Raw genomic sequence first — 16,895 nt, 5'->3', positions numbered from 1 at the left:
GAAAATGCCAAATCAGCGCCGAGGCCCCGAGGTCGACCCCGTGCCTTCGACATGGAAACCGCACTGGATACGGGCCAGCGCCTGTTTCATGCCAGTAGCTACGAGGCGGTGGGATTGGCAGCACTGACCGACGCACTGGGTGTGAAACCGCCCAGTTTCTACAAGGCGTTTGGTAGCAAGTCCGAGTTTTTCGAACAGGTCATCGAGCGCTACGCGCAAGCGGCCCTCGCGCTGGACGAGATACTGCTGCCCGGCCGGGCGCCCGTGGATGCACTGGCGGAATTACTGGAGAGCGCCGCACGAACCTATGCGCGAGATCCGCAGCGGAGGGGTTGCCTCGTGCTCGAGGCCGCGCGAGGCCCTGACGGGGATGACAGCGCCATCCATGCACGCCGGGTGGCCAATCAGCGCCGCGACCGAATTCGCGAGTTCGTCGCCCGCACCCATCCGGAGCGCGCATCCGCGGTGACCGACTTCATGGCCAGTACGATGTCCGGGCTTTCAGCCAGTGCGCGGGAAGGGATGGACGAGTCACGGCTACTCGATGTGGCACGCACCGCCGTTGCGGGCCTGGAGGCGCAATTGGGTACGGATTGATGGTGGGTATGCCTTATCTCATGCCGGGGTCATCCCCAACTGCTCGATAGGTTTGGCATGATATCGAACGGTTAACATCAATCTCGGTCAACGCCCCACCGCTCGTCGAAGACACGCTCTCGCCCAAGCAATTGCCGGGTCCCGTGCTGCCCGTTCGTGCCAGATCACGCAGTAGTGGATCTCCCCCGCCTGCGGGAAATCGATCACGGCGAGATCCGCCAACGGCGCGACGAGCTCTGCCGCCCGCCGCGGCAGACAAAGTACGCGTTCGGACTGACCGATGAGCAGCGGGCTGGAGAGAAAATACGGCGTTACGGTATCTCCCGGTCCTCTTGCTCGACCATGGCACGCCAACGGGTCGTCGATTGCCGAGGCACTGCCTTCGGGGTAGAGCAGGACCACGCGGGGTAACTCGGCGAGTCGTGATGGCGCGATGCGGCCGTCGGCGTCTCGATGCGCCAAAACCGGATGGTCGTGCCGTACAACGCAGGCGAAGCGTTCGGTGAACAGACTCTCGTGATGGAATCCTGGCGGCACTGCCTCGTCGGTATAGAGCGCGAAGTCGAGCCTGCCCTCCTCCAATTCGACCAGCGTTTCACTCTCCCAGGCGCGCAAATCCAGCGATACGCCCGGCGCTTCGCAGGCGATTACATGCGCAAACTCCCTGATCACGACTGCGGCGCCATAGTCGGTCGTTGCCACTCGCAGGACACGCTCGGAGTACGAGGGGTCGAAGCTCGGCGGCTGAAACAAGCGGTCCTCAGCGGCGATCGCCTCGGCCAGTTGCGGCATCAAGGCCTCCGCGCGCGCGGTGCGCACGTAGCCACCACCCTGAGTGCGCACCAGCAGCGGGTCATCGCCCAACGCACGCCGCAGCTGCGCCAGCAGTCGGCTCGCGGCGGGTTGGCTCAACCCCATCGCCTCTCCCGCGCGGGTCACACTGCGCAGACTCAGCACCTGCGCCAGAAAACGCAGCGAGCGTAAATTGAGGTGGCCTGTGGCGTGGTCATTCACTTTTTGCATGCCTGTCTATCGTAATTCGTCATTCTCCGGATGCAAGACACCTGGCTAGATAGCTTCACAGACGACATGGCATCGCCCCGATACGCACCAGAGGATCGAGATCATGCAGCCACAGCCAGAAGACGACATCACTCAGACCCTGAAGGCCATGGCCAAGGGTTGGAGTCAGCCCGGGCGCTCACCCGTGCTCAGGACACCGGCCGATGAGGGGCTTGCCTTCGAGAACGTGACCTTTCCGTCACAGGATGGGGTGCCGCTCGAAGCATGGTACATCCCCTGCCCAGACTCTCGGCGACTCGTCATCGTCAATCATCCACTGACGTTCAACCGCTACGGCCTGGCCAGCCACCTGGAGCCTTGGCGATCCTTCGGCGCCGCTGGCGGTAACACCTTCGAGGTCGATTATCTGGCCGACTACCGCATCCTGCACGAGGCAGGTTATCACGTGCTCACCTACGACGAGCGCAACTTCGGGTTGAGCGGATCAGCCAATGGCGGCCTCAACAGCGGCGGTCGATTCGAGGCACGCGACGTCATCGGCTCGCTGCGCTACGTGCGCTCGCGGGCAGATCTCGAAGGCGTGGCAGTAGGGCTTTTTTCGCGCTGCAACGGCGCCAACGCGACGCTCTTCGCGATCCACACCGAACCGCGGGAATTCGACGACGTGCGCTGCCTGGTGCTCTGTCAGCCACTGTCGATCGGCTCGGTCATGCGTCGCGAATTGGAAATGATGAACCTGGTCGATCACCTCGACGCGCTCGAACGCGAGGTGCAACTCGCCGCCAGTTGCACCTTCGACCAGATGTCGCCCAACGACTGGGCGCGCAGCGTTCACACTCCGACGTTCATCTATCAGGTGCACGACGACCTGATGACCACTCCCGCCGATGTCCAGGCCACCTTCGACGCACTTCCGATCGACGACAAATCGCTGCACTGGATACACGGCACCCAGGCTCGCTGGGATGGCTATCTGGAATTCCAGCGCCGCCCGGAGCCGATGCTCGACTGGCTCAACCGGTACATGACATGAAGACTGCGAATATCGAATCCGATGCTGCTCGCTTCGAAGCCTTGCGCGCTGAAACCGATGAGCATCGTCAGCGTCACGGTTGCCATGCCTATGTGTTCGAGGATGGCGCTGGACTGCTGGCCACGGCACGAGCAGAGCGCCCCGAGCGTATTCTCGAGCTGGGTACAGCGATCGGCTACACCGCTTGCCTGCTGGCAAGTGCAGAAGATCGTACGCAGATGGATACCATCGAGCGCGATCCCGATCACGTGGCTTTAGCTCGTGAGAACCTTGAGGCCGCAGGATTCGCAGAACGCGTCCGCGTGCACCACGGCGATTTTTTCGACGTTCTCGCTGATCTGCCTGGCCCCTACGATCTCGCATTCTTCGATGGTCTTGCCCCATCGCTGCCACTCATCGAGCTGCTGTACGAACGGCTCAAGCCGAATGGACTGCTCATCTGCGGCAACCTGTGTCTTGCACGCGGTGCCAATCAGCGCCTGCTCGACGCCGAGTTCGCGACCGCCGAACGCTGGCATATCGATGGTCATATCGAAAATGGAGCCACGTCGCTGATACGCAAGACCGGCGGCTCGACTTGACGCGAATCTCATCGGGATTCGTCTCAATCCTCTGCTGACGATGCCCTGACACTGACACACGTCAACATGGTCACTTGCTCAACCCACCCAGGAACCGACCCATGACCCAGGATGAAAGACAGATTCGCGCCTTGCGCGCAGAGTGGCAGAATGCCGTCCAGTCACGCGATCTCGACCGGACGATGGCTACCTATTACCCGGGAGAGGAGTACCTCGGCTTCGATGTGATGCCGCCCTTCAGCTTCGAGGGCTGGGAGTCCTTCCGCCAAAATTGGATCACCTTCTTCGAGATGTTCGACGAAGACCCTGTATTCGAGTTCAAGGACATGAAGGTCCATTGTTCCGGCGATGTCGCCTTCACCACCGGCTTCACTCGTTTCATGGGCTCTGTGGCCGGCAACAAGATCGACCTGTGGACTCGCGAGACCATCGGTTTGCGCAAGCTCGATGGCCAATGGCTGATGATTCACGACCATGTGTCGGTGCCCATCGATCTGAAAACCGGCGCCGGTGTGACCGACTACCGCCCCTGAGCGATCCCATCGAGGTCGTCGTGCTATAGATAGTCAAGGCGCGGAACAGCTGCCACGACAAGCGTGCGACCAGTTGGTGGGCATATCTACCAAAGACGTGGCCCAGAGCGTCATGCGACCTCTGGGCCTTTTTTCGATCGCGCCAGAATCCACCCAATCAGTGTTTTGCCCTTCCCCCTTGAGCGGCCGAGCAAGCCCAAATTGAACCGAAGCGGTACTCAACAGCCTAAGAGTCAACACTCACTGAATTCGATTCCGCCACATCTTCGTCGCGAGACTTTCATCGCCACACCTGCGCGAACTACGTCATCATCGACGGTGGCGAATTTCGGAGCTTTTTTGACCCTTCGAAAGAGCCTGTTACACCGGAAGATTCAGATGACATACGCGGTGCCCAGCCCTCGAACCACTTGGTGGGCTATATCGAATACGGCCCGGCAATCGAGTGTGGTCAAAGCATGGACACCGACGAGAAATGGAACCCTGAAACGGGTAAGAAAGTGATGCAAGTTGTTGATTTAATGGTGAACCCAGTAGGACTTGAACCTACGACCAAGAGATTATGAGAGGTATCCGTAGCGGTTCGTTCTGGCCGGTTACCTTTAAATTCAACCGGTTGCGGAAGACCTTTGTCTGGCTGCGTACCATTATGGCTAGTAGCGGTGGACACAATGTGGTCAAGGGATTATAGAGTTGTAAAACTCGTCATTGCCCGCATTTAACTTTAGAGACAGATAGTTATGAAAACCTAAACTGTCAGCACACTTCTCCAAGCGTCAACTCGGTTAACAAGCGGTTGATACTTATTCAAACCTCTCTTTTAACACATCAGGTTTTTTTGATATTTGCTATAGCTTTCGAATGTTCTCGTTCTTTTTTAATAACAACAAGAGGCCACACCTCGTCTAAATATATTCGTGTTGCACTTCTCGCCATGCCCAGGCCTACTAGCCAAACCACTAAGAAGAAGGCCGCCACTAAGAAGAAAGCATCTAAAACCCCAAGCCGCCCACTTACAAATAAAAAAATTGCTACTATGCTAAGCATCGAGTTAACATCAGAATATAAAGACCCCTTTCTGCCAATTTTATTCATGGCGTTTCGCCTTGATCTTTCAAACTCTATTTCTTCGCCATGCGAGAGAGGTTCTCCTTCCATTTTGTTTACAATAACGCTCTCCCTTCTTAAGAACTCCCCCTTTGAAATATTGCAGACTGTCATAACCAATAAACCAAATGCTCTGGCACTCAACCAAGGTGAAACAAGGAAAACAACAACACTAAAGCAAACATATTGGTAAAGCTTAATCTTACCAAAAAAAACCTGGAACGCGACAGCCACATTATTAAAATCTATCTCCAATGTTTTTACACTAAAAATAGCACCCTTTTCAGGTGAAAAAAGAACTAAGGCACACAAAAATATTACAAACTTCCTAACTGTAATATATCTTGACGCATCCTTGATTATATTTTCAAAAAGACCGTCTGGGAACATTACAATTCCTCATAGAGACCCGCGAACAACAAATTACCCCGCATATAATCGTGAATACCATATCTTGCAAATGGGCATGCCCAAATATCCACGTCTACTCCGTTGAGAAAATAGGGTCTAAGGTCTTCCTTGTCGTCTTCTGAAGCTATGTAAAGAACATGTTCACTATTATACCTAGCATCTCTAAAAGTGGCTTGGTAACGATTACTCCTACCATTTCCGGTGGACTTAATAGCCGTAATTTGTCCTCTATAAATCCATGGGTCTAGTATTTCACTTCTTGAAACCACTCTATTAAAATTCGTAGCATTAGGCACATTGAAGTCATAACGTTCAAGATCGTCATCACTTGGTATAAATTCTATACCACTATCCCCGCCTTCCTGCCTTACGACAGTCAGCCCTGTATTTACATCTCTTGCTATACCTACCTTAGCCAATTCCCAGCGGTTTTTGTCTATTTGTTCTTGCGTTACTATGAATTCAGTTTCATCGTATGCACCAACTGCAATGTTTGCCTTGACAACATCCAGTCTTGTCGCTGCCGATATTACTTGTTGGTCGCCTATTTCCCCACCAATCGCAAACGGTCGAGCTAACGCTTCATTAAGAAAAGCGCCAGCTTCCTTAAAGCGACTTGAAAAGGGGAATACTATTGAGCCATCTTCTAGATGGTCGAAAACCAAGTCTGCTCTATCGTGCTCTGCAGGTGGCAATGTACTGTACTTAGCCATACTGTAACCAAGTTCATACATCACCATTTTATCTATTGCACGTTGAAAATGCGGGAAGGAGTAACCAACTACTCGCGCGCTGATCTTGTTTACCTCTTCATTTCTGATCAACCCACCATAATACCTAATGCTTAAAACCGTACTCATCCTTAGCCCCTTGCGTACCTTGAATGTCCACCAAGTTATTATGTTAAGATCCTTGGGATTCTTGAGCGTCTAACGCGCCCTTTCCCTTGTCCCGCCCATCACTCGTTCCCTGTTCCCTGGTACCAGCGTTCGGCTACTCGCCTCGCGACCCGGTATCCGTTCCTGTCGGCTTAAGCCGATCTCTGCTCCGCTCTATCTCCGGGCTCACCTGTCCCGCTGCCTCGTTTACCTGGTCCGTCATCAGCCAAAGCGTGTACTTCGGCCATTGACTACAGATTGCGGCCAGCAGATCTCCTTTAGGAACTCGCCCTGTCTGCTCTATCCCAATCAGCGTTTTCTTCGGCACACCAATGAGTTCTGAAAACTCAGCACGGCCTGACGTCTCAGCTTCCCGAATGAGACGAATTTTCTGTGCAAGGTCGCTTGACATGTGCCTATCTCTGGGTACACTTCGTTTAGGGCTGTGCTCATTTATGAGTCTACCCATAATGAGGAACAGCGACTGTTGTCGTTTCGTCAATACATGACAACAGACAGAACTTACCACAGCGAGCCAAAACGAGCCGATACGACAATGGAAAAGAATAGCGCGCCCCAGGTCCCGGCCACCGTGCCAGTCATGACCATCGAGCGATTCTCCGAGCTTACCGGCATGTCCTATAGCGCCATCAAGGGTCAGCTCCAGCTCGGCAACCTTCCGCTGTTCAAGATCGGCCGTCGCCGCATGGTCAACATCGCCCTCCTGACCGCTGAATGCCTCCAGTCGGAGGAATGGTCATGAATCGTCGATCTCCTACACGATTTTCAGCGAAAGCGTCGTCATCGGCTGCTAATCAAGTCGTAACTTGTAAGATACAGTTGGTAACAACATCAGGCGCTGACAGACGCGCCACGATTTCCGGTTCTGGTTGCTTCCCTGCGGCCGCTTCAACCCGACATGACAAACGGTCCTCTCTGACTGTTTCCCATGGCCGGGTTCCTTTTGATGGCTGTAGAACCTTCGTCTATAGAGTTGGTACACGCTCCATTGGAGTAGTAACATCAGGTTGTGCAATCGCCCAACCGTGCCTGCTCACACCCGCTAGCCGTACCGCGGATCAGCTTGCTCGCCGGCCTGCACACCGATACGTCGACCATGAACAGCGTTTCCATACAAACGACGTCCTGACTCGATCAGTAGACGCGCTCACCACCCGCGCCGGTGTAAGGCTGAATCAGGCCCTATATCGAGCGCGGGTTTTTTGTGAATCTTGCATCACTTCCTTACAGTCACCCCTCCAAGTATTCATTGCTAAATTAGTTTCTCTAATTCTCAAGACTAAAGTCTTAACTGGTTTTGTATCACCTTTAAATTATCGAGCTTTTTCATTTGCCAGGGCGACTCAAAACGGCGACAATCACGCCATCTGGCAATATGTGTTGTTTCTAATAAACACTGCCCTCACCGTGTTCATGGTCGCCTTCCATTGGAAGCGATCTTTTCCGGCCCGTAAGTCAGCTATCTCCCCTGGTGGCGCTTATCGGGCCGTTTTTTTGTCCCCCATTTCCGCTCCAACCGCGTTCCCCTTGGTCCGTGGCGCTTCCGCCTGCTCGTCTTTCCCAGCCCGACAGGCTTCCTCGGCGTCACGGGCCTTTTTTCTTCCCCAAGCGATTACGCGTTCACTCCTGAATGCGCATCGCAGTACTCCCGCAGCACCCACCCACACGAGGAACACCCAATGACCACCGCGAAGAAACAACCCGTTCGCGTGTTCCTGGATCAGAGCGACCACTCCCGGTTTCTCGTCCAGGCCGGCACCAACCGCCTGACTCCTTCCGCCCTGGGCGAACGGCTCTTTCAGTACGGCCTTGCCCAACTGGAGCGCGGCGACCGCTCTGTCCTGGAAGGTGACTCTTCTCCGGCCCGCCCGGAACCGGGGCTCTAATCATGTTTCTGCCTGCCCGTCACCCGTCGCCCATCGGTCGCACGGCCTCCCAGGCCGGAACCGTGCCCCCCGTCATACCCTGCGCAGCACGGGTTGACGGGAGGTGCGGGATCGGCCGCCGTGCTTCACGACCGATGGCAGGCGGTGTCGGGTGGGCAGACGCCTGCCCGGAGCCCCGAGTTCTGAGGGAGCGGGCCAAGCGGTGTCTCCAGGGGCGCGATTACGGTCACGCCGCGCTTCTCTACGCCCAGGCCGAACACTTAACCCGGATGCTCGACCCCGAGTCATCCGACCTATCAGAGCTAGTCGTACTCGCTCGCCACTGCCACACCCTGGCAACCCAGTACCAACGCTAAAAGGAACGAAACCATGTCCATGATCAACACCATTCAAGCCCACGTTATCGGTGCCTCCCGCTACGAAGTCGAAGGCATCAAAGGGGCCAAGCTGATCATCATGAACGAGGCCGCACCGGACAACGACAATCTGTTCGGCTTCCAGACTTCCACCATGTCCGCCCCGTTCGAGATGGTCGACAAGATCCGCGAACTGAACCCGCGCTTGCCCGGCAACCTGGAGCTCGATGTCGAGATCCGCGCCTCCCAGGGCAAGGTGACGATGCACGCCATCGCCGTGCGAGAAGCCAGCGTGACCGGTCGCCGCCCGAGCGATACCAAGTCCGACGCCAAGCCGGATAGCACCAGCAAGACCAACTGATATCGCCATCGCATAACCCGGATAACGAGGAGCCACTAATGACCGCTGAGCAGTTCGATCAACTGTGGCTCCTCACGTTTTGTACCGCGCTCGTCGTCTCATTCGGGCTCGGTGCAATCAAGGGTGGCCAACGATGAGTTCCGCAACCCTCATCGGCTACCTGTTAGGAGCCTACGCCCTAGGTTGGGCGTGGGGTAAGTCCACACTCGCGTTCAAACAATTCATGGAAAAGACACTATGAAAACTCAACTGAAAAACGCTGCCGTCCGTACCCGTTTCGCCCTCCGCAAAGTCGCCGGCAAGGCAACGGCTGTCTCCGTCACCATGATTGGCGGCACCACCGCTGCCATGGCATCCGACGGTGGCTCCGCTGCGTCTGCCGCTTTCTCTGAACTCTCCAGCCAGGCCGCCAGTATGGCCAGCGAAGCGTGGCCCGTCGTGACCGCCATCGTCGGCTCGCTGCTCGCCATCGGCCTGTTCAAGAAGTTCGCCAACAAAGCCACCTGATTGGGTGGTTCAACCGGCCCCGATCTCCGCCCTGGGCGTACACCGGGGCCGGTGACTCAAGGGGCCTTCCGGGGCTCCTTTTTTGTTGGTAACTTATGCGATACTTTATTATTTTCATATCTTTTTTATTGTTCTCATTTCCAGCAAGAGCTGAATGGAAAGATGTTGCAACGATAAGCTATCAATCTTCTGAAAGCTGTTCTGCAGCCAACTCCGTTGCTCGAGGGCGAGTATCTGATAGAATTTCTGAGTTTGTTATCCCAGGAGTCAAGTTCGTTAAGGTAACCGTGTTTGCTACTTGCAAAAAGGTTTACTCAGGCGGCTATAAGTACAATTCTGCAAAATACTGGATCCAATACTCCTCGAAACGTTCTGATGTTCTGACTTCAGACTCTCCTGTTTATGGCGTCACATATACGGATGAGGAATGCCAAGCCGGTTACGGTGGCTCCCATGAGATTTCCGGTTTACCTCAAGATCTAGGTGGCCAATCCCGAACAACAGTTAACTTGGGCGCTTGCCGGGTCACTTCTACTGGCGGCGTTATGCCCTGTTATAACAACGATGACGGCACGCAAACCTGCCTCTCTAATTGGGTCGCTGAATCGACAGGTGAAGAAAACGACTTCGAGTCTTCACCTGGCATCGTCGAGGAGCCGTTATTCCAACAAACCGATGATCCAGCCAGTTGTTCTAACGGTTATTACAGCAGTGGTGGTAAATCCTATTGCTACACCGGCACGAGCGAACCCACAGAATATAACGTCGACGAAAACGGGGATGTTATCGATGACTCCAATGACGGCGGCAACTCTGGCGGCAGTGACGGCGGTGGTTCTGGCGGGGATGGCGGCTCTGATGACGGTTCATCCGGTGGTGATTCCGGTAGCGGCGGTGGCTCCGGTGGCGGTGGTTCCGGTGGCGGTGGCAGTTCTGGCGGGGACGGTGACAGCGGTAACGATGACGGCGAGGGGCTTGATGGCGTAATCGATGCCATCGGTAGCGTTCGCAAGGCCATCAACGATGGTTTTTCCCACCTAGTCGATACCTTCACCAATCAAGATGGCGCGCCCTCGGGCGATGATGTCGTGGCCGATTTCGATGGCCAGGGCCTCAGCGATGACCTGATGGCCGAGGTCGAGTCCCAGAACGACGGCATCCAGGGCGAACTGACACAGCGTTACCAGGATCTATTCGAGTCCGATTCCAGCATCCTCGGTTCGGCCCTGAACAGCGTCAGGGACACCGCCACCTCCTGGCTTCCCTCGATCCCTTCCGGTGGCGGCTGCAACCCGCTGTCGTTCTCTTTCCAGGGTCACACGCTGACGATTGAGTGTCGCGTCTTCGATCTCATCAAGGCCGCCCTCTCCTGGATTTTGTTCTTCTTCACCGCGTACCAGATCACCATGATGGCGCTGTCGTATCGCAACGGCGGGGAGGCCTGATCATGGGAGCCCTCGTCCGCCTACTCTTCACCGCCCTGGTCCCGCTACTGCGCGAGTTCTTCAAGCACTTCGGTGGTGTGCTGCTGCGGTTCTTCTTCTGGCTCAAGGTCGCCAGATTCGGCCTGTTCATGATCAAGGTCGGGATCTTCCTCGGCCTCGTCACCGGCATGGCCGCCGTGATTTCCGGTGTGGTCGACGGGCTGACGGTGTCCCTCCCGCCGCTGTTGGCCGACGGGTTCAACCGGGTCTTGCCGGACAACTTCTCCAACTGTGTCGCCGCCCTGGTCATGGCGAAGTTCGCGGTCTTCGCGCTCCAGGTGAAGGACCGCATTCTGGGGCTCGGGGGTCTCTGATGGCCGTCTACGTCGTCACCGGCAAGCTCGGCGCGGGTAAAACCCTGGTCGCGGTGGGCAAGATCAAGGACAAGCTCAACCGCGGCTGCCCGGTGGCTACCAACCTGGATCTCCGGCTGAACAAGCTGATCGGGGAGAAGGCCAGGAACACCCGTGTTTACCGCATTCCGGACAAGCCCCAGTTGGCCGACCTGGAAGCGATCGGCAGGGGCAACGAGAGCTACGACGAAGCCAAAAACGGTCTCCTGGTGCTCGACGAGTGCGGTACCTGGTTCAACTCCCGATCCTGGGCCGACAAGTCGCGCCAGGCGGTCATCGACTGGTTTCTCCACGCTCGGAAGCTCGGCTGGGACATCATTTTCCTGATCCAGGATCTCTCGATCATGGATAAGCAGGCTCGCGTTGCCCTGGCGGAACACGTCGTCTACTGCCGCCGCCTGGATCGCCTCTCGATCCCGTTCATCGGCTCGCTGTGGTCGATGTTCGCCGGCGGCAAGCTGCCGATGCCCAAGGTCCACCTCGGCATCGTCAAGTACGGGGATTCTCCGCAAAGCCTCGTCGTCGAGCGTTGGACTTATACCGGCCGCTCGCTCTACCCGGCCTATGACACCAAGCAGGCGTTCTCCGACGCCTATCCCCACCAGACCTATTCCATGCTGCCGCCGTGGCTCACCCATGGCGTGTTCCGCGTGCCCCGCGACGCGAGGTTCTTCATGCGCCTGACCCGCATCTACTGGAAACGCTTCAACCGACCGTTGATGGCGGTCGCCGCTTTCGTTCTGGGAATCGTCCTCACCACGTCCGTGCTGGTCATCGATCAAGTCGATGCGCGCAACAGCCGACCGGACCCGGAGGCCACGCCCGACACCCCCGCCCCCGCGGTCGACCTCACGGCCTACCAACGGGCGCGGATCATCGGGTATGCCCAGTTGGGCGACCTCACCACCTATCGACTCCTGGACGGCGACAACCGGCCCACCACCAGCCACGACCTCGAGCGCCAAGGGCTCACCGTCGTGCCGATGGGCGCCTGTCACCTCCGCCTCGAATCTGGAGCTCAACATGCTGACATCGGTTGTTAGATCCCTTTGCAATGCCCTGTTTGTCTCGCTGCTGGCTGCATGGCTGTTATTGCTGGCGCGGCCATTGTTCGCCATGCCCATCGATATGCAGGGCGCTGACGTGCGGGAGTTTGTTCACTGGTACAGCCAGGAAACCGCCACCCCCATCGCCATCGATCCCCGCGTCGACGGCACCCTGACCGTCTATGCCCCGGATGTTCCTAACGATCAGCTCCCGGAGTTCTTCCAGGGCGTGATGCAGTCCCACGGCTACCAGCTCGTCCCCGGCAATCCGCCGACGCTGATACCCGCCCGCGCCCAACAGACGTTCATGGCCCAGATCGGCACCCCGGAACCGCTCGAACCCACCGTCTCCCGCGTGCTGCCGATCACCCACCTTCGGGCCGATGATCTCGCGCCCCTGGTCGATGCCTTCCTGGCCCAGACCACCACCGGCAGCCTTACCGCCGCCAATGCCCAAATCCTCCACGCCGCCAACGCGCTCCTGGTCAACGGCCCCCAGGATCGAATCGACGCCCTGGAGCAGCTCCTGCCGCAGATCGATGTCACCCGCGCCCAGGTCCTCATCCGCGCCATCATCTTCGAAACCAGCGACGGCGATACCTTCGATCTCGGGGTGGCGTTCGGAAGGGCCCGAAGCGGCAGCAACCCCGCCGGCGGCTTCAACACCTCCAGCCTGGGTAATGCGCTCGCTGTGCCCGGGGCCTCGTTCGGGATCTTCGACGGCGACACCCTCGCGCTCGCGGTCAACGCCATCCGCCGCGACTCCAACGCCCGCGTACTCTCCACGCCGCAGATCCTCACCCTATCCGGTCAGCGCGGCACCATCAGCGTCGGCCAGAACGTGCCGTTCATCACCGGTCGGATCACCGGCGAAGCGGCCAACATCGAAAACCCGTTCCAGACCATCGAGCGCAAGGACATCGGCATCACCCTCAACGTGTTCCCGGTGGTCACCCCTTCCGGGCTGGTGGTCATGGACGTCAACACCGCCGCCGACAGCCTGACGGACTCGCTACTCGCCTCGGACATCATCACCAACCAGCGCAGCATCGCCACCACGGTCCAGATCCAGTCCGGCCAGTCGGTGCTCCTGGGCGGCCTCGTCTCCGAAGAAAACCGCCGCCAGGAGAACTCCGTCCCGATGCTCTCCGACATCCCCGTCATCGGCGGCCTGTTCCGCTCCACCTCGACCAGCAGCCAGACCAGCAATCTCTACGTGCTGCTCCAGGCCACCGTGCTGCCCACCCAGGAGGTCACGTCATGAATCCGGCTATCGATAGTCAAAGCAGTGCGCCGGCGTTAAGTCCTAATAGGCAACCACTATCCAACGCCTGGGTACCACTCGCCCAGTGGCTCGCGATCCTGACCATGACCGTCGAGCACGTCTCCAAATACCTCTGTCCGGATGCCGCGATCACGCCCTGGGCGATCACCGTGGGCCGTATCGCCTTTCCGCTGTTCGCCGGCATGGTCGCGTGGCATCTCCTCCACAACACCCGCCGACCGGCTCGCTACGGCCTCCGCCTGCTCTGGGTAGGCTCCCTGGCGCAATTGCCCTATGCCCTGGTCGTCACCCCGGACAAGTTGAACGTCTGCTTCACCCTCGCCCTGGGCCTGCTTGCCGTGGTCGCGCTGCGACAGATCCAGGAACGCTATCTACAGGCCGCCATCGGTATCGTCCTGGCCCTTCTGACCCTCTCGATCAGCCCTTACGTCGAATACGGCCTGTTCGGGCTGCTCCTGGTGCCGGCGTTCGTGCTGGTCTATCGATACCCACATCGCACCGTTGCCGCGATCCCGGCATTGCTCTTGGCCGCCATGATCAACGGAACACCGCTTCACATGCTCATCAGCACCGCCACGGCCATGACGCTCGTTCTCCTGGCCAACGGGTCCCTGCGCCTCGATCTCCCGGTACCGGCCATCCCGCGCCCGCTCCGGCTCTCCTGGTATCCGCTTCATCTGGCCGTCATTGCTGCCCTCCTGCTGGTTGTCACCGCATGACGATCTTCATCACGGACTGCCGGGGACCAACGACTAGCGAGTGGGGGGATACGAGTCTGTCGTGGGTCAACGGGAGTCAACCGGACCACCCCCATCGGCCGAGTGCTGGTGGTGGTCCGTTGCGGCATCTCTCACATGCCTATTCCTATGAAGTTGAAGGTTCGAAAGTGTCACTGCGGTCCACTGTGGCTCATTGCATCGGAAGCTCTCTGAACCTGTTTCCGACCTATTCCAAGTCACAAATCCTCAACGCAGGATCTAGTCATCAGCCGGGCGAGACCCTCCCTGTAACACGTCTCGCAGATCAACGAACGAATCGACCATTTCGGCTCACAACGTACAGTTTTGGAGTTTTATAAAATGAAGACCTGGGAACGCTATTCGCTCGAATCACTGGCACGCGATGAGCAAGACGAACGGGGCTCGCTTTTCATCAGTCCCAAGGGCCAGCGCAACCTCTCGAACATCAAGCTTCTCCACACTGGCGTCGACACCGTGCGTCAGCTTTACGCCGGCAAGCCCTGCCTCGCCCTGTTCGATCAGATCATCGAGACGTACCGAGAAGGACGTGGCGCCACCATCGACCTGTTCGGTACCACCTGGATCGTCGGCGCCGGCAACACCAACAGCGGCTTCCGCTACCGGCTCCAGAACAACGAGCTTGGCGTCATCGTCCTGTTCTATGCCCGGCACACCAAGGCCGAAGACGTCGGTACCCACCTCAAGATCGAGCTAAGCCCCCACTTCATCCACGAGCGCAGCACCGCCGATATCCAGACCTACCTGGACAGCATCGCCAAGGCACTGATGGCCTACGTCGAGCCCATGGGCTGTGCCGTTCACCTCGCCCTGGACATCCAGGGCTGGAAGCCCCCAAAAGACTTCATGGACCGCTTCGTCACCCGTTCCAAAAAGGTCACCAAGATCGACGGCATCGACGATTTCAGCTTCAACCACGGCACCATCGCCACCACCTACGGCAATGCCGAAACCTTCATGTTCGGTACCGCCAGTGCGCTCCAATGCTGCATCTACAACAAGACTAAGGAAGCCCACGCCCGCGACAAGATCCACTTCTGGGAAAGCATCTGGAACACCGCCTCCAGCGACGACCCCACCGTCTCCGACTACGACCCCGACCGCGACGTGTGGCGTATCGAAATGCGCTTCCATCAATCCGTGCTGCGGGAGTTCGCCCAGGGCGTTCCCTGCAACGTCGACACCGGCGAATGCCTGGACATGGAACACGGATTCAAGCGCTTCATCGACACCGTGCCCCACCTCACCGGCCTCTGGCGCACCGCCATGGGCAAATACCGGCTCGACCACTCCCGCAACCTCATCGACAGCGCGTGGCAGCTCCTGCAGGAAGACGCTCGGTTCTACGATCACGAACCCCACTTCCTCTACAAACGGGCCCGCAAGGCCCCTGGGCTCGGCAACGAAAAGAACGTCGCCCTGGTCGTGGGTAACCTCATCTCCCTCTACGCACGCCAGGGCTTCACTACCCAACAAGCCATGAACGGTCTCACCCGCTGCGGGGCCTGGGACGACATCGCCAACTACTATCGGCGACGGGGGATCGATGCCGACCAGCTACGGCTACTCATCTCGCAACGGCTCGTCGAGCGGCGATTACTAGGGAAAGCAGCCTAGTGGCGATCAAGAAAACCGAGTCAGGTTGGAAAGTGGACGTTCGTCCGAATGGTCGGGACGGAAAGCGCGTACGCCGCACCTTCAAGACCCAGGCCGAAGCCAGGCGCTTCGAAAACAAGATCCTCGCCCAGGTCGCCGATGGCCAGCAATACGCACCACTCAAACGCGACCGCCGTCGACTAATGGAGTTCGCCACGCTTTGGTATGACGTCCAGGGTGTAGGGCTCAAGGATGGCCGTGGCCGATACCGCAAGATGCAGCAGCTAGCCGGACTCATGGGCAATCCTGTCCTATCCACGTTGACCCCGATGGATATGGTGCGCTTTCGCCAGCAACGTCTCGATGCCGGCATCTCGCCCAACACGACCAATCACGATCTCGCCCACCTTCGTGCCATGGTCAACGTCGCGATCCGCATGGGCGAATACCGGGGAGAAAACCCTTTTGCAGCGGTCAAGGCGATCCGGTTACCTGAGACGGAACTCTCCTACCTCGACCAGGAAGGCATCGACGTTCTATTCAGCCAGTTGCGTCAATCCCGGAACGCCCACGTGATGCTGGTCGCTCGCCTATGTCTCAACACTGGCTGCAGATGGAGCGAGGCACAGACACTGCGCAGTGAGAACGTCCAGCATGGCCGTGTGACTTACGTAGGTACCAAGAACGGACGCAACCGTACCGTGCCTTTACCCGCCGATCTCTTCGACGAGCTCAAAGCGCACGGCCCGCGTATTGGCCGCCTGTTTCCCCAGGACGCCTATCAAGCGTTCAGCCTAGCCTTGAACCGAAGTGGAATTGAGCTGCCTAAGGGCCAACGCACCCATGTTCTACGGCATACCTTCGCCAGCCACTTCATCATGAACGGGGGCGACCTGCTGACGTTGCAGAAGATCCTTGGACACCGGACGATCCAAATGACCATGCGCTATGCCCACCTCTCACCTGATCACCTCGCGGACAGTATCAAATACGGCCCGAAATTCGAGTGTGGTCAAAGTGTGGACACGGTACGGAAATGGAACCCTGAAACGGGCAGAAAAGTGACGTAAGCTATTGAT

The 16,895-nt window shown here is 57.8% G+C and carries 18 protein-coding genes; 15 read left to right on the top strand and 3 right to left on the bottom strand.

Features of this window, described 5'->3' with window-relative positions:
* The first annotated feature begins 51 nt into the window (after window positions 1-51).
* Window positions 52-597 (top strand): TetR/AcrR family transcriptional regulator, encoded by a 546-nt coding sequence (locus tag DOM56_RS13885; RefSeq protein WP_198655783.1) that lies wholly within the window; start codon window positions 52-54, stop codon window positions 595-597.
* Window positions 598-684: 87 nt separating this feature from the next.
* On the opposite strand, the gene DOM56_RS13880 is transcribed toward DOM56_RS13885, so the two are convergent.
* The gene (locus tag DOM56_RS13880) at window positions 685-1,620 is read right to left on the bottom strand and encodes a LysR family transcriptional regulator (protein WP_110709709.1); all 936 of its coding nucleotides are present in this window, start codon (window positions 1,618-1,620) and stop codon (window positions 685-687) included.
* A gap of 103 nt (window positions 1,621-1,723) precedes the next feature.
* On the opposite strand from DOM56_RS13880, the gene DOM56_RS13875 reads away from it, so the two are divergent.
* The 3 genes from DOM56_RS13875 (at window position 1,724) to DOM56_RS13865 (ending at window position 3,767) form a co-directional block, all read left to right on the top strand.
* A complete protein-coding gene (locus tag DOM56_RS13875; RefSeq protein ID WP_110709708.1) occupies window positions 1,724-2,653 on the top strand; it encodes an alpha/beta hydrolase in 930 nt (309 codons plus the stop codon).
* Window positions 2,650-3,234: a class I SAM-dependent methyltransferase gene (locus DOM56_RS13870; RefSeq protein ID WP_110709707.1), complete on the top strand. Its 585-nt coding sequence runs from the start codon at window positions 2,650-2,652 to the stop codon at window positions 3,232-3,234. The genes DOM56_RS13875 and DOM56_RS13870 overlap by 4 nt, the downstream gene beginning before the upstream one ends.
* 101 nt (window positions 3,235-3,335) lie before the next feature.
* Complete coding sequence (locus DOM56_RS13865) at window positions 3,336-3,767, top strand: nuclear transport factor 2 family protein (protein ID WP_110603204.1); 432 nt, start codon at window positions 3,336-3,338, stop codon at window positions 3,765-3,767.
* An 828-nt stretch (window positions 3,768-4,595) separates the two neighbouring features.
* On the opposite strand, the gene DOM56_RS19730 is transcribed toward DOM56_RS13865, so the two are convergent.
* Together DOM56_RS19730 and DOM56_RS19725 are read right to left on the bottom strand one after the other, a co-directional pair.
* Window positions 4,596-5,264, bottom strand: a complete 669-nt coding sequence (locus DOM56_RS19730) for a hypothetical protein (RefSeq protein WP_157958241.1) — start codon at window positions 5,262-5,264, stop codon at window positions 4,596-4,598.
* Window positions 5,264-6,145: a hypothetical protein gene (locus DOM56_RS19725; RefSeq protein ID WP_157958240.1), complete on the bottom strand. Its 882-nt coding sequence runs from the start codon at window positions 6,143-6,145 to the stop codon at window positions 5,264-5,266. The genes DOM56_RS19730 and DOM56_RS19725 overlap by 1 nt, the downstream gene beginning before the upstream one ends.
* Before the next feature lie 505 nt (window positions 6,146-6,650).
* Here DOM56_RS19725 and DOM56_RS19955 point away from each other — a divergent pair.
* From DOM56_RS19955 to DOM56_RS13805, 11 genes are all read left to right on the top strand, one after another.
* The gene (locus tag DOM56_RS19955) at window positions 6,651-6,926 is read left to right on the top strand and encodes a DNA-binding protein (RefSeq protein WP_232822303.1); all 276 of its coding nucleotides are present in this window, start codon (window positions 6,651-6,653) and stop codon (window positions 6,924-6,926) included.
* A 937-nt stretch (window positions 6,927-7,863) separates the two neighbouring features.
* Window positions 7,864-8,070, top strand: coding sequence for a hypothetical protein (locus DOM56_RS13855; protein ID WP_110709706.1), 207 nt, complete (start codon window positions 7,864-7,866; stop codon window positions 8,068-8,070).
* A gap of 369 nt (window positions 8,071-8,439) precedes the next feature.
* On the top strand, window positions 8,440-8,787 hold the full coding sequence (locus tag DOM56_RS13845; protein ID WP_232822302.1) for a hypothetical protein: 348 nt from the start codon (window positions 8,440-8,442) through the stop codon (window positions 8,785-8,787).
* Window positions 8,788-9,024: 237 nt separating this feature from the next.
* Window positions 9,025-9,294: a major coat protein gene (locus DOM56_RS13840; RefSeq protein WP_110598147.1), complete on the top strand. Its 270-nt coding sequence runs from the start codon at window positions 9,025-9,027 to the stop codon at window positions 9,292-9,294.
* A gap of 95 nt (window positions 9,295-9,389) precedes the next feature.
* On the top strand, window positions 9,390-10,739 hold the full coding sequence (locus DOM56_RS13835) for a hypothetical protein (protein WP_157958239.1): 1,350 nt from the start codon (window positions 9,390-9,392) through the stop codon (window positions 10,737-10,739).
* A gap of 2 nt (window positions 10,740-10,741) precedes the next feature.
* The gene (locus DOM56_RS13830) at window positions 10,742-11,092 is read left to right on the top strand and encodes a DUF5455 family protein (RefSeq protein WP_110709703.1); all 351 of its coding nucleotides are present in this window, start codon (window positions 10,742-10,744) and stop codon (window positions 11,090-11,092) included.
* Window positions 11,092-12,174, top strand: coding sequence for a zonular occludens toxin domain-containing protein (locus DOM56_RS13825; protein ID WP_110709702.1), 1,083 nt, complete (start codon window positions 11,092-11,094; stop codon window positions 12,172-12,174). The genes DOM56_RS13830 and DOM56_RS13825 overlap by 1 nt, the downstream gene beginning before the upstream one ends.
* Entirely contained in the window at window positions 12,155-13,441 is a 1,287-nt protein-coding gene (locus DOM56_RS13820; protein WP_110709701.1) for a secretin N-terminal domain-containing protein, read from the top strand. The genes DOM56_RS13825 and DOM56_RS13820 overlap by 20 nt, the downstream gene beginning before the upstream one ends.
* Window positions 13,438-14,181, top strand: a complete 744-nt coding sequence (locus DOM56_RS13815) for a TraX family protein (protein ID WP_110709700.1) — start codon at window positions 13,438-13,440, stop codon at window positions 14,179-14,181. Before DOM56_RS13820 ends, DOM56_RS13815 begins: the two co-directional genes overlap by 4 nt.
* A 360-nt stretch (window positions 14,182-14,541) precedes the next feature.
* On the top strand, window positions 14,542-15,837 hold the full coding sequence (locus DOM56_RS13810; protein WP_110709698.1) for a hypothetical protein: 1,296 nt from the start codon (window positions 14,542-14,544) through the stop codon (window positions 15,835-15,837).
* Entirely contained in the window at window positions 15,837-16,886 is a 1,050-nt protein-coding gene (locus tag DOM56_RS13805) for a tyrosine-type recombinase/integrase (protein WP_232822301.1), read from the top strand. The genes DOM56_RS13810 and DOM56_RS13805 overlap by 1 nt, the downstream gene beginning before the upstream one ends.
* Window positions 16,887-16,895: the final 9 nt, after the last annotated feature.

This window comes from Salinicola sp. CR57, from assembly GCF_003206585.1.
Taxonomy (GTDB): Bacteria; Pseudomonadota; Gammaproteobacteria; order Pseudomonadales; family Halomonadaceae; genus Salinicola; species Salinicola lusitanus.
This window is presented reverse-complemented; position numbering and strand designations above follow the sequence as displayed.